This window comes from Streptomyces sp. NPDC048383 (assembly GCF_040651775.1).
Lineage (GTDB): Bacteria > Actinomycetota > Actinomycetes > Streptomycetales > Streptomycetaceae > Streptomyces.
The window spans coordinates 147807-160441 of sequence record NZ_JBEZKS010000001.1 but is presented as its reverse complement, the minus strand read 5'-3'; the positions used below and the strand labels follow the sequence as shown (position 1 = coordinate 160441).

Annotated in this window: 12 protein-coding genes; 6 read left to right on the top strand and 6 right to left on the bottom strand. The window is 70.4% G+C overall.

All coding sequences use genetic code 11. From position 1 onward, the window contains the following. Positions 1–20: 20 nt before the first annotated feature. On the bottom strand, positions 21–560 hold the full coding sequence (locus tag AB0D46_RS00800) for an RNA 2'-phosphotransferase (protein ID WP_362875083.1): 540 nt from the start codon (positions 558–560) through the stop codon (positions 21–23). A 132-nt stretch (positions 561–692) separates the two neighbouring features. Between AB0D46_RS00800 and AB0D46_RS00795 the strand changes: the two genes are divergently transcribed. Next, complete coding sequence (locus AB0D46_RS00795) at positions 693–1571, top strand: aquaporin (protein WP_362875082.1); 879 nt, start codon at positions 693–695, stop codon at positions 1569–1571. A gap of 104 nt (positions 1572–1675) precedes the next feature. Here AB0D46_RS00795 and AB0D46_RS00790 read toward each other — a convergent pair whose 3' ends face one another. The 3 genes from AB0D46_RS00790 to AB0D46_RS00780 form a co-directional block, all read right to left on the bottom strand. Further along, a complete protein-coding gene (locus tag AB0D46_RS00790) occupies positions 1676–2590 on the bottom strand; it encodes a MerR family transcriptional regulator (protein WP_362875081.1) in 915 nt (304 codons plus the stop codon). 279 nt (positions 2591–2869) lie between these two features. Then, positions 2870–4642 (bottom strand): SDR family oxidoreductase, encoded by a 1773-nt coding sequence (locus AB0D46_RS00785; protein WP_362875455.1) that lies wholly within the window; start codon positions 4640–4642, stop codon positions 2870–2872. A 5-nt stretch (positions 4643–4647) separates the two neighbouring features. Continuing rightward, entirely contained in the window at positions 4648–5517 is an 870-nt protein-coding gene (locus AB0D46_RS00780) for a M24 family metallopeptidase (protein WP_362875080.1), read from the bottom strand. A gap of 225 nt (positions 5518–5742) precedes the next feature. Between AB0D46_RS00780 and AB0D46_RS00775 the strand changes: the two genes are divergently transcribed. The 5 genes from AB0D46_RS00775 (at position 5743) to AB0D46_RS00755 (ending at position 10063) form a co-directional block, all read left to right on the top strand. Further along, positions 5743–6828: an ABC transporter ATP-binding protein gene (locus AB0D46_RS00775; protein WP_362875079.1), complete on the top strand. Its 1086-nt coding sequence runs from the start codon at positions 5743–5745 to the stop codon at positions 6826–6828. Beyond that, entirely contained in the window at positions 6818–7705 is an 888-nt protein-coding gene (locus tag AB0D46_RS00770; protein WP_362875078.1) for an ABC transporter permease, read from the top strand. The genes AB0D46_RS00775 and AB0D46_RS00770 overlap by 11 nt, the downstream gene beginning before the upstream one ends. After that, positions 7702–8613 (top strand): ABC transporter ATP-binding protein, encoded by a 912-nt coding sequence (locus AB0D46_RS00765; protein WP_362875077.1) that lies wholly within the window; start codon positions 7702–7704, stop codon positions 8611–8613. Before AB0D46_RS00770 ends, AB0D46_RS00765 begins: the two co-directional genes overlap by 4 nt. Positions 8614–8623: 10 nt before the next feature. Next, positions 8624–9343, top strand: coding sequence for an ABC transporter permease subunit (locus AB0D46_RS00760; protein WP_362875076.1), 720 nt, complete (start codon positions 8624–8626; stop codon positions 9341–9343). A gap of 84 nt (positions 9344–9427) precedes the next feature. Beyond that, positions 9428–10063 carry a rhomboid-like protein gene (locus tag AB0D46_RS00755; RefSeq protein ID WP_362875075.1) on the top strand — a complete coding sequence of 212 codons (636 nt, stop codon included), beginning with the start codon at positions 9428–9430 and terminating at the stop codon, positions 10061–10063. Between the two features lie 259 nt (positions 10064–10322). On the opposite strand, the gene AB0D46_RS00750 is transcribed toward AB0D46_RS00755, so the two are convergent. Beyond that, on the bottom strand, positions 10323–11135 hold the full coding sequence (locus AB0D46_RS00750) for an HAD family hydrolase (protein WP_362875073.1): 813 nt from the start codon (positions 11133–11135) through the stop codon (positions 10323–10325). Next, positions 11132–12409: a serine--tRNA ligase gene (gene serS, locus AB0D46_RS00745; RefSeq protein WP_362875072.1), complete on the bottom strand. Its 1278-nt coding sequence runs from the start codon at positions 12407–12409 to the stop codon at positions 11132–11134. Before serS ends, AB0D46_RS00750 begins: the two co-directional genes overlap by 4 nt. Positions 12410–12635: the final 226 nt, after the last annotated feature.

Genomic DNA, 12635 nt, shown 5'->3' with positions numbered 1-12635 from the left:
TGAATTGTGTGGGGTGGTTCCTACGAGAACCGCAGGAACCGCGGCGGTACCGCGTCCACCAGCCACACCCCGTTGGCGCTGATCCGGAACACGTGACCGGCGGCGCGCATCGCCCCCGCGTCCACGACGAGGACCACGGGCCGCCCCCTGCGCGCGCCCACCCGGGTCGCCGTCTCCCGGTCGGGCGACAGGTGCACGTGGTGTCGGGCCATCGGGCGCAGGCCCTCGGCGCGGATCGGGTCCATGGCGGCGGCCACGGTGCCGTGGTACAGGTACGCCGGGGGTTCGGCCTCCGGCAGATCGAGATCGACGGCGACGGTGTGGCCCTGGCTGGCCCGGATGCGGTCGCCCTCGACGGCGAAGCGCTGCTTGTCGTTGGAGGCGACGACGTGGTCGAGCTCGGCACGGCTGACGGGGAACCCGTGGGCCGCTGCGGCGGCGAGCAGGTCGTCGATCGCGACCCAACCGTGGGGATCGAGCGTCAGTCCGATCCGTTCCGGCTGGTGCCGCAGGTGTTTCGAGACGTATTTGGACACCTTCACGGTGCGTCTTTCATCCATGTCCCCAGCGTGCCGGGTCGGGCGGCGCTCCGGCAGGGATTTTTCGCCGGCGCCGACGGGTGGACCGCCTCTACCGCTCTTCCAAGATACGGAATACATTTTCCGCTGGACTGCTGCCCAGAGGGAGAAAAGATGACACACCAGGCTTCGCTGCTGCGGCGCACGACGGCCGAACTCGTCGGCACCGCGGCACTGCTCGTGGTGGTGATCGGCTCCGGGATCCAGGCCGACGCGCTCAGCCGCGACACCGGTGTCGCCCTCGTCGCCAACTCGCTCGTCTCGGCCATCGGCCTCGGGTTGATCATCACCCTCTTCGGGCCGCTGTCCGGTGCCCACCTCAACCCGGTCGTCACCCTCACCACCTGGTGGGCACGCCGATCCGGCCGGGACGGCCTCGCCGGGCGGGAGGCCCTGGCCTACGCCGCGGCCCAGATCACCGGGGCGATCGGCGGCGCCGTCCTCGCCGAGGCGATGTTCGGGCGGACCCCGGGGACCCTCGCCACGCAGGTGCGCGACGACGGGCACCTCCTGATCGGCGAGGTCGTCGCCACCGCCGGGCTGGTCCTGGTCATCGAGGGGTTGGGCCGGCTCGGCCGCGCGAAGCTGATCCCGGTCGCGGTCGCCGCGTACCTCGCGGCCGCGATCTGGTTCACCTCCTCGGGCTCCTTCGCCAACCCGGCGGGCACCGTCGGGCGGGCCTTCAGCGACTCCTTCACCGGCATCGCTCCACAGTCCCTGCCCGGCTTCGTCGCCGCCCAACTGCTCGGCGGCGCCCTCGGCCTCGGCCTCGCCACCCTGCTCTACGGGCGGGCGGGCCGCACGGGCGCTCCGGAGATCGCGCTGGTGGGCGTGCAGGGAGGCGGACGGGACGACGACGTTGTTCAGGGTGGTGCGCCTGACCGTGCTCAGAGGGGCGCGCGGGACGGCGATCAGGGTGCGCCGGCCGCCGACGGGGAAGATCCGGTGGCCGATATACCGCGCACCGGACCCACGTACGAAGCCGCCGTCTGAGGTTCCTTCCCCCTTGCCCACAGGAAAAGCGGACTTGTCCACAGCTCTTTGGGTGGTTTTGGGGGTCGCTTGCGTCATTCGCCCTGTGGACTACTGATCGAGCATTATCGGCCGCCCCGGCGGGCCAGATCGTTCATCGTCCGAGCCTGCAGCTCCCGTTCCGTCGCCGCCCGGACGAACTCCGCCACGTGATCGGCGCCCACCAGCTCCTGCACCGCCCGTACCGTGTCCGTCGGCAGGGCGACCGGCGTCGGTCCCGACGGCTGCGCGGTGCCGCTCGCGCCGAGGTGCCGCTGGAGGTGCCGGGTGGCGAACAACCGCATCGCCCGCGCGAGTTCGGCGTCCACCGTCTGCTGGGCCAGCGGCCGCAGTCTGCGTACCATCGTCGCCGCCTCGGCCGCGTCGGCGTCCGTCGGCGGCACCTCGCCGAGGTAGCGGGCGAAGACGTGCTCGGTGGTGAAGTCCAGGAAGCGCGAGGCGATGTGCTCGACCTGCCCGCGCAGTTCGCGCAGGTGCCCGGTGATCGCCGCCAGCGGCACCCCGGCCGCGTACAGCTCGGCGGCGACCGCCAACTCCTGCGGCGAGGGCACCAGGAACTCGTCCGGGCGGCCCGGTATCCGCTCCAGCACCCCCAGCTCGCAGGCCTGGTCCACCGCCTCCTCGTCGGGCCGGCCGCCGAACCGTTCGTCCAGTTCGGCCCGGCTGATCCGGGCGGCCTCCTCGTCGGTCCACGGTCCGTGCACCTCGGCGACCAGGCCCAGTACGCCGCCCAGGCCGCGCCCCGCGTCCCAGGCCTCCAGCAGTTCCTTGATGGAGGCCAGCGTGTAGCCGCGGTCCAGCAGGTCCGCGATCTGGCGCAGCCGCGCCAGGTGCGTGTCCCGGTACACGTTGGACCGGCCGCGGCGCTCCGGTTTCGGGAGCAGACCGCGGTCCTGGTACGCCCGGATGGTGCGTACCGTCGCACCGCTGTGATGGGCCAGATCCTCGATCCGGTACTCGGCCACCGCCTGATCGGACAATCCCGGCTCCCTACGACATGACGGCTCGGCCGACCGCGCCCGCCGCGGTCCGGGCGGCAGGAGGCGCCGCCAGGTACTCGACTGCCGTGCGCAGCGAGCCCTCCTGCGAGGGATGGTACGACCGTGGCAAGGAGCGGGACATGGCCGTGTCGAGCTGTATCCGGCTCGGCCGCGCTCCCCTGTCGTCGGCGCGGGCGCGGACGCACGGCGAACGACGCCACCGCGGGCTCGCCCCGTCGCTCGCGCCCACGCCGTCGGAGTCGGCTCCACCGGCCCCGTTCACAGCCGGGGTTCCAGCCGCGCGATCCGCCGCAGGGTACGCGGTGCGAAGCGGGACATCCACAGGGCGCCCTTGGACTCGGGCGTCACGGGCACGACCGCCTGGTTCTTCACCACGGCCAGCAGGATCGCGTCGGCGACCTTCTCCGGCGGGAAGTTGCGCAGCCCGTACAGCCGCGAGGAGCTGGCTTGGCGGCGCTTCTCCTCGGTCGGGTCCACCCCGGCGAACCGCGAGGTGGCGGTGATGTTGGTGTTCACGATGCCCGGGCAGATCGCGGAGACCCCGATCGACCGTGAGGCCAGCTCGGCGCGCAGGCACTCGCTGAGCATCAGGACCGCAGCCTTGGAGGTGCTGTACGCGGGCAGGGTGCGCGAGGGCAGGTAGGCGGCGGCGGAGGCGGTGTTGACGATGTGCCCGCCCTGGCCGCGCTCGGCCATCTGCTTCCCGAAGATCCGGCAGCCGTGGATGACACCCCACAGGTTGACGTCGAGGACCCTCTTCCAGTCCTCGGCCGTGGTCTCCAGGAAGGGCCCCGACAACCCGATCCCCGCGTTGTTGACCAACACGTCCACGATTCCGTACTCGACGGCGACCTTCGCGGCGAGCTTCTCCATCGCCTGCTCGTCGCTCACGTCGACGCATTCGCCCCAGGCCTCGGGGGCGCCGACGAGCCGGGCCATCTCGGCGGTGCGCGCCGCGCCCTCGCCGTCCCGGTCCACGGCCACCACCCGGGCGCCGGCCTCGGCGAACGCGAAGGCCGTGGCGCGTCCGATGCCGCTGGCCGCGCCGGTGACGAGTACCAGCTGACCGCTGAACCGGTCCGCGTACCTGCCCGGAGCCTTCTGCTCCGGCGCCCGCGTCGCGGGCTCCTCCCGGCTGGTCACGAACTCCGAGACCCACGCCGCGATCTGGTCGGGCCGGGTCCGCGGAACCCAGTGCTTCGCGGGCAGGGTGCGCCGCACCAGGTCCGGAACCCACAGCTCCAGGTCGTCGTAGAGCCGCTCGGAGAGGAAGTCGTCCTTGGTCGGCGTGATCAGTTGCACCGGTACGTGCGCGTAGGCGTCGGCGCGGGGCCGGCGCATGCGACCGCGGACGTTGTCGCGGTACAGCCAGGCACCGTGCGCGGCGTCGGAGGGCAGCGAGTCCGTCGGGTAGGTGCCGGTGGGGATGTTCTCCGCGCGCTGGAGGAGCTTCGGCCATTGCTTGCCGAGCGGCCCGCGCCAGAGCAGCTCGGGCAGGACGGGCGTGTGCAGCAAGTAGACGTACCAGGACTTCGCGCCCTGGTTCAGCAGTTGGGCGGCACGGCGCGGGGTGGGTCGCGTGGCCCGCTTCTTGATCCAGTGCCCGAAGTGGTCGAGCGAGGGGCCGGACATGGAGGTGAAGGAGGCGATCCGGCCCTCGGTACGGGCGACCGTGGCGAACTCCCAGCCCTGTACGGAGCCCCAGTCGTGGCCGACCAGGTGCACCGGCCGGTCGGGGCTGACCGCGTCCGCCACGGCCAGGAAGTCGTCGGTCAGTTTCTCCAGGGTGAAACCGCCGCGCAGCGGGACCGGCGCCGTCGACCGCCCGTGGCCGCGCACGTCGTACAGCACCACGTGGAAGCGGGTCGCCAGGCGTTCGGCGACCTCGGACCAGACCTCCTTGCTGTCCGGGTAGCCGTGTACCAGGACCACCGTCGGCCGGTCCGCGTCACCGAGTTCGACGACGCACAGCTCGATGCCGCCCGTGCTGATCCGGCGTTCCCGCGCGCCCGACAGTGCCGTACCGCTCATCCCGCTCATCCCGCCTTCTCCTCAGCCCAGCGCCGCACGTGCGGCAGGTCGTCGTCGAGCCAGTACGCGCTCTCCTCGGGGTCCCGGGAGTCGGTGACCACCAGGATCTCCTCGAACTTCGCGCCGGTGCCGCGGAAGCCCAGGTGCGGTTCCACGGCCCACAAGCCGGGCTGCGGCGCGTGGTCGGAGAACCGGTAGGGGCTCCACAGCGGGGACCAGCCGTCCCGGTGCCCGTGCAGGACGTCGGAGGCCAGCCCCTTCAGGGACTGCGTGCCGAATCCGAACGCCGTAGGGGACCAGCGCCGCTCCGGGACCCTGTCTATTTTGTGCGCGATCACCCCGAACGGGTAGGCCCGGTGCCGGTTGGCGTACCCCTGGCGCGTCATCAGCCGTTCGACGTTCTCGTAGATCTCGCGCAGCGGGCGGCGCTCGCGCACCTGCTCCAGGATCAGGTCGCGGTGCGGGCGCAGATCGGCCATCAGCCGGTCCTGTACCGGGTTGAGGCCGAGGCTGCCGGAGTAGCCGACATCGGCCGCGTAGCCCCGCAGGACCGGCGCCATGTCCAGGATGAACGGCATGCCCGGCTCCAACTTCCGGTTCGTCGGGAAGAACTGGAGGGGGATCCGGAAGCCCGCGAAGGCGGTGCGGTCCCCGAACCAGGCGAACGGCAGGTGGAACCAGTCCCGTACGCCGCGTTCGCGCAACCAGTCGCGCTGCATCCGCGCCGCCTCGCGCTCGGTCACACCAGGCCGCAACTGGGCCGCGACCGCCTCGGCGCACTCGTAGGCGAGGCGCTGCACCTCCTGGAAGCCGCGCAGCTCGGCGGAGAGCCGCCCGGCGGCCCGCGCGGTGCGTTGCTTCGTGTCCCCAGCCATACCAGCCGTCCGTCCTCATAGCCGACGCGCCCGTAACTTGACACTGATGAATGTGACAATGACCGGAGGTCACGTCAAGGGTCGTGCACGGACCTGTGGACAAACTTGTCCGGTTCGCGTCAGCCTGGGGTCAGGGTTCGTGCTCCCTCGTAGTCCTCAAGGCGGATACGGGTTCCCGCTCCAGGTCTGACGATCCGCGCCGACATCGGCACTAACGTCGAAGCCGTGACTGTCATCGCGACCGAAAGCCTGAGCAAGCGGTACCCCCGAGTGACCGCCCTCGACCGGCTCTCCCTGGACATCGGACCCGGCGTGACCGGGCTCGTGGGCGCCAACGGAGCCGGCAAGTCCACGCTGATCAAGATCCTGCTCGGACTGTCCCCCGCCACCGAGGGCCGTGCCGCCGTACTCGGACTCGACGTCGCCACGCATGGCAGCGCCATCCGTGAGCGCGTCGGCTACATGCCCGAACACGACTGCCTGCCACCCGACGTCTCGGCCACCGAGTTCGTCGTGCACATGGCCCGCATGTCCGGGCTCCCGCCGACCGCCGCCCGCGAGCGGACGGCCGACACCCTGCGCCACGTCGGGCTGTACGAGGAGCGCTACCGCCCCATCGGCGGCTACTCCACCGGCATGAAGCAGCGCGTCAAGCTGGCGCAGGCGCTCGTCCACGACCCCCAACTGGTGCTCCTGGACGAGCCGACCAACGGCCTCGACCCGGTCGGTCGGGACGAGATGCTCGGCCTGATCCGACGCATCCACACCGACTTCGGCATTTCGGTGCTGGTCACCTCGCACCTGCTCGGAGAGCTGGAGCGGACCTGCGACCACGTCGTGGTGGTCGACGGCGGCAAGCTGCTGCGCTCCAGCTCCACCAGCGACTTCACGCAGACCACCACGACCCTCGCGGTCGAGGTCACCGACTCCGACACCCACCCGGACGGCACCGCCGCCCTGCGCAAGGCCCTCGTGGCCGCGGGCATCACCCTGCACGCGGGCGAGGAGCAGGGGCTACCCGGAGCGGGCCACATCCTGCTGGTGGAGGCCGCGGGCGAGGAGACGTACGACACCGTCCGCGACACCGTCGCCGACCTCGGCATCGGCCTGGTCCGCATGGAGCAGCGCCGCCACCACATCGCGGAGGTCTTCCGCGACAGCGACCAGCAGGCCCAGCAGGCCCAGCAGGTCCAGCAGGTCCAGCAGATCCAGCAGATCCAGCAGCCCCAGCAGCCTCAGCCGGTCGGCCCGCAAGCCGCGCCTCCCGTCCACAACGTCCAGAAGAAGGGAGCCGGTTCCGATGGCGCCTGACACCTCGACCCAGATCCACAACATCGGCTACCGGTCCTACGACGGCCCCCGCCTCGGCCGCGCCTACGCCCGCACGTCGCTCTTCTCGCAGTCCCTGCGGGGCGCGTACGGCCTCGGGCGGTCCGCCAAGTCCAAGGTGCTGCCGATGATCCTCTTCGCGGTGATGTGCGTACCCGCGCTGATCATCGTCGCGGTGGCCATCGCCGTCCCCGGCTCCACCGACCTGCCGATCAAGTACACGACGTACGCCCTGACCACCCAGGTGATCATCGGCCTCTACCTCGCGTCGCAGGCACCCCAGTCGGTCTCCCGGGACCTGCGGTTCAAGACCGTGCCGCTGTACTTCTCGCGACCCATCGAGCGCGTCGACTACGTACTGGCCAAGTACGCGGCCATGGCCTCGGCCCTCTTCATCCTCACCGCCACCCCGCTGCTGATCATGTGGATCGGCTCGCTGCTGGCGAAGTTCGACTTCGGTGACCAGACCAAGGGATTCGGGCAGGGACTGGTGTCGGTACTGCTGCTGTCGCTGCTCTTCGCGGGCCTCGGCCTCGTCATGGCCGCGCTCACCCCGCGCCGCGGATTCGGCGTCGCCGCCGTGATCGGCCTGCTGCTCATCCCCTACGGCGCCGTCTCCACCATCCAGGCCGTGGCCTACTCGACCGGGAACACCGGGGCCATCGAGTGGATGGGCCTGTTCTCCCCGATCACCCTGATCGACGGCGTGCAGACCGCGTTCCTCGACGCCACCTCCGCCTTCCCCGGCGGTGAGGGCCCCTCCGCGGCCGTCGGCGTCGTCTACCTGCTCGTCGTCCTCGGCCTCATCGCCGGCTCCTACGCCGCCCTGATGGCCCGCTACCGGAAGGCCGGGCTGTGACCGTCATCGACATCGACCACACCTCCCGCTGGTTCGGCAACGTCGTCGCCGTCAACGACGTCACCATGCGCATCGGCCCCGGTGTGACCGGACTGCTGGGCCCCAACGGCGCCGGCAAGTCCACCCTCATCAACATGATGGGCGGCTTCCTCGCGCCCTCCACGGGCACCGTCACCCTCGACGGGGCGCCGATCTGGCGCAACGAGCAGGTCTACCGGCAGATCGGCGTCGTGCCCGAACGCGAGGCCATGTACGACTTCCTCACGGGCCGCGAGTTCGTGGTGGCCAACGCCGAACTGCACGGCCTCGACGACGAGGCCGCCCGGCGCGCGCTCGCCACCGTCGAGATGGAGTACGCCCAGGACCGCAAGATCTCCACGTACTCCAAGGGCATGCGCCAGCGCGTGAAGATGGCTTCCGCGCTCGTCCACGACCCGTCCGTGCTGCTCCTCGACGAGCCGTTCAACGGCATGGACCCGCGCCAGCGCATGCAGCTCATGGACCTGCTGCGCCGGATGGGCGACGAAGGCCGCACCGTGCTGTTCTCCTCGCACATCCTGGAGGAGGTCGAGCAACTCGCCTCGCACATCGAGGTCGTCGTCGCCGGGCGGCACGCCGCCTCCGGCGACTTCCGCCGGATCCGCCGCCTGATGACGGATCGCCCGCACCGCTACCTGGTCCGCTCCTCCGACGACCGGGTGCTGGCCGCGGCCCTGATCGCCGACCCGTCCACGGCAGGCATCGAGGTCGACCTCAAGGAAGGCGCCCTGCGCATCCAGGCCGTCGACTTCGGGCGCTTCACCGAGTTGCTGCCGCGGGTTGCCCGGGCGCACGGCATCCGGCTGCTCACGGTCTCGCCCTCCGACGAGTCCCTCGAGTCGGTCTTCTCCTACCTCGTCACGGCCTGAAGGAGCTGGCATGTACAACCCCACCGTCGCCCGGCTCACCTACCGGGCCCTGCTCGGCCGCCGCCGCGCGCTGATCCTCTTCGCGCTGCCCGCCCTGCTGATCGTCATCTCCATCGCCGTCCGCGCCTTCACCGGGGTGGACGACAAGGTCGCCGCCGACCTCCTCGGTGGTTTCGCCCTGGCGACGATGGTCCCGCTGATCGGCGTCATCGCCGGCACCGGAGCCATCGGCCCCGAGATCGACGACGGCTCGATCGTCTACCTGCTGTCCAAGCCGGTGAAGCGGCCCACGATCATCCTGACCAAGCTGATCGTCGCGATCGCCGTCACGATGGCCTTCTCCGCGATCCCCACCCTGATCGCCGGCTTCATCCTCAACGGCAACGGCCAGCAGATCGCGGTCGCCTACATGGTCGCCGCGCTCGTCGCCTCGATCGCCTACAGCGCGCTGTTCCTGCTGCTGGGCACCGTCAGCCGGCACGCGGTCGTCTTCGGCCTCGTCTACGCCCTGATCTGGGAGTCCCTCTTCGGCAGCCTCGTCTCCGGAGCCAAGACCCTGAGCGTCCAGCAGTGGTCCCTGTCCCTGGCCGAGAAGGTCGCCGGTCCGGGGTACGTGGACGCCAGTGTGGGCCTGCCCACCGCCGTGATCCTGCTCCTCGTGGTCACCATCGGCGCCACCGCCTACGCGGGCCAGAAGCTGCGCCGCCTGACCCTGGCCGGCGAGGAGTAGGCCCGCCGCCACTGGCCGTTCACCCCGTGCCCCGCGCGGCCCACCGGCCGGGCGGGGCACAGCTTCGCGCGGGATCATCGGGGCATGATCGAGCACACCGAGGCGGAACCGTCCAGACCCGTGCGGTCCTGGATACGGTCCTCGCCCGGGACGCACATCTGGCTGCTGATCATCGCCATCACCAGCCTCATCGTCGTGATCGCCCCGGACCGGGTCGAGCACGTGCTGCTCCACCGGAACAGCAGCAACATCCACGAACTGGTCCAGCACCCCATCCGCGCACTGATCAGCAGCGCGTTCTGGATCGAGAACCCGGCCTCGCTCGCCCTCTACGCCCTGCTCTTCGAGTGCTTCCACGCCCCCGTCGAGCGCTGGCTCGGCACCCTGCGCTGGCTCCTGATCGTCGCGACCGCCCACATCACGGCGACCCTGATCAGCCAGCAGGTCCTCCTGATGGCCATCGAGGACCACCGCGCGCCGCACAGCATGACCCACGTCGTCGACATCGGCGTCAGCTACGGCCTGGCGGCCTCCGTCGGTGTGCTGACCTACCGGCTGCCCCACCCTTGGAGATGGTTCTACCTGGCGGGCGCGGTCGCCTTCTTCGGCATCCCGCTCCTTAGCGACGCCGATTTCACCGACCTCGGCCACGCGATCTCGCTCGCCGTCGGCCTGCTCGCGTGGCCGCTCACCCGACACCCCGTTTCACGTGAAACATGACCCCCGTTCCACGCGACACACGACCGTCGCCTCACGCGGAACATGACCCCTGTTTCACGTGAAACACGCCGTGACTCCGTCGTCCTCCCTCGACTCACCGCCTCGCCGCACCCACCCTCGGCGCGGGGAAAATCGCTGGTACGCACCCTTCCCCCGGGGCACAGTGAGTGGTGCGGGGAGCAACAAAAGGTCCGGAGCAGCCGCTTCGAGCGCGCCTTGCGGCGCGGGCTGCTCCGGACCTCTCGAACGCTCGGTGCGGCTATGCGGAGCCCAACAGGCGTTCCAGGACCACCGCGATGCCATCCTCCTGGTTGGAGGTCGTCACCTCGTCGGCCACCGCCTTGAGTTCCTGGTGGGCGTTGGCCATGGCCACGCCGTGAGCCGACCATCCGAACATCGGGATGTCGTTGGGCATGTCGCCGAAGGCGATCGTCTCCGCCGCCTTCACACCCAGCCGCCGCGCCGCCAGCGACAGGCCGGTCGCCTTGCTCAGACCGAGCGGCAGGATCTCCACGATGCCGGGACCGGCCATCACGATGTCCACGAGGTTGCCGACGGTCTCCCGGGCCACCCTGACGAGTTCGTCCTCACCCATCCCCGGGTGCTGGATGTAGAGCTTGTTCAGCGGGGCGGTCCAGACCGCCGCCGTGTCCTCCAGGTAGAGCGCCGGCAGCCCATCCTGCACCTGGTACCCGGGACCGAACAGCACTTCGCCGTCCACCCCGTCCCGACTGGCCGCCAGGGCCAGCGGACCCACCTCGGCCTCTATCTTCGACAGCGCCAAGCCGGCCAGCTGCCGGTCCAACGTCACCGAGGTCAGCAGCCGGTGCGCCCCCGCGTCGTAGACCTGCGCGCCCTGCCCGCAGACGGCGATCCCCTGGTAGCCGAGGTCGTCGAGCACGTGCCGGGTCCACGGCACGGCCCTGCCGGTGACGATGATGTGAGCCGCGCCCGCCGCGGTGGCAGCGGCGAGCGCCTCACGGGTGCGCTCCGAGACGGTGTCGTCGTCACGCAGCAGCGTGCCGTCGAGGTCCGTCGCGACGAGCTTGTACGGGAACGGGGCCGGACTCACTTGGCGATCGGCTCCAGGAACTCGCGACCGCCCAGGTACGGACGGAGCACTGCGGGCACCCGTACCGTCCCGTCGGCCTGCTGGTGGTTCTCAAGGATCGCGACGATGGTGCGCGGAACGGCGCACAGCGTGCCGTTGAGCGTCGACAGCGGCGCGGTCTTCTTGCCCTCGCGGTAGCGGATCGACAGGCGGCGGGCCTGGAAGCCGTCACAGTTCGAGGCGGAGGTCAGCTCGCGGTACTTGCCCTGGGTGGGGATCCACGCCTCGCAGTCGAACTTGCGGGAGGCGGACGAGCCCAGGTCGCCGGTGGCTACGTCGATGACCTGGAACGGCAGCTCCAGGCTGGTCAGCCACTGCTTCTCCCAGTCGAGGAGGCGCTTGTGCTCGGCCTCGGCCTCCTCCGGCGCGACGTACGAGAACATCTCGACCTTGTCGAACTGGTGCACGCGGAAAATGCCCCGGGTGTCCTTGCCGTACGTACCGGCCTCGCGGCGGAAGCAGGGCGAGAAACCGGCGTACCGCAGCGGCAGCTTGTCCGCGTCGATGATCTCGTCCATGTGGTACGCGGCGAGCGGCACCTCGGAGGTGCCGACCAGGTAGTAGTCGTCCTTCTCCAGGTGGTACACGTTCTCCGCGGCCTGGCCGAGGAAGCCGGTGCCCTCCATGGCGCGCGGGCGGACCAGCGCCGGCGTCAGCATCGGGATGAAGCCGGCCTCGGTGGCCTGCGCGATCGCGGCATTGACCAGGGCGAGTTCCAGCAGCGCGCCGACGCCGGTGAGGTAGTAGAAGCGCGAACCCGACACCTTGGCGCCGCGCTCGACGTCGATGGCGCCGAGCGATTCGCCCAGTTCCAGGTGGTCCTTCGGCTCGAAGCCCTCGGCGCCGAAGTCGCGGATCGTGCCGTGCGTCTCCAGGACGGTGAAGTCCTCCTCGCCGCCGACCGGGACGTCGCTGTGGACGATGTTGCCCAGCCGGAGGAGGAGCTGCTTGGCCGCTTCGTCGGCCTCGTTCTGTTCGGCCTCGGCGGCCTTCACGTCCTGCTTGAGCCGTTCGGCCTTGGTCAGCAGCTCGGCCCGCTCCTCCGGGGAGGCCTTGGGGATGAGCTTGCCGAGCGACCTCTGCTCGTTGCGCAGTTCGTCGAAGCGCGTGCCGGAGGACCTGCGGCGCTCGTCGGCGGAGAGCAGTGCGTCGACAAGGCCGACGTCCTCTCCACGGGCGCGCTGCGAGGCGCGGACACGGTCAGGGTCTTCACGGAGCAGCCGAAGGTCAATCACCCCTCCAGGCTACCGGGCCGGCCTTCCTGGGATCACACCGATATCACGCTGCGTGTCACTATGTCCCAATTGGTACGAATGGAAATCTCTTGTCCGGCGACCGGAAGTGGGCTGCGGCGGGGAGCAGATAAAAGCGGCCCCATTCGCCGAAATGGGGCAGCGGGCCGGTCGGCGGTCGGGTTCTGATCAGCCCTGGGGAGGCTTCTTTGTCCACAGGAATTCGCTC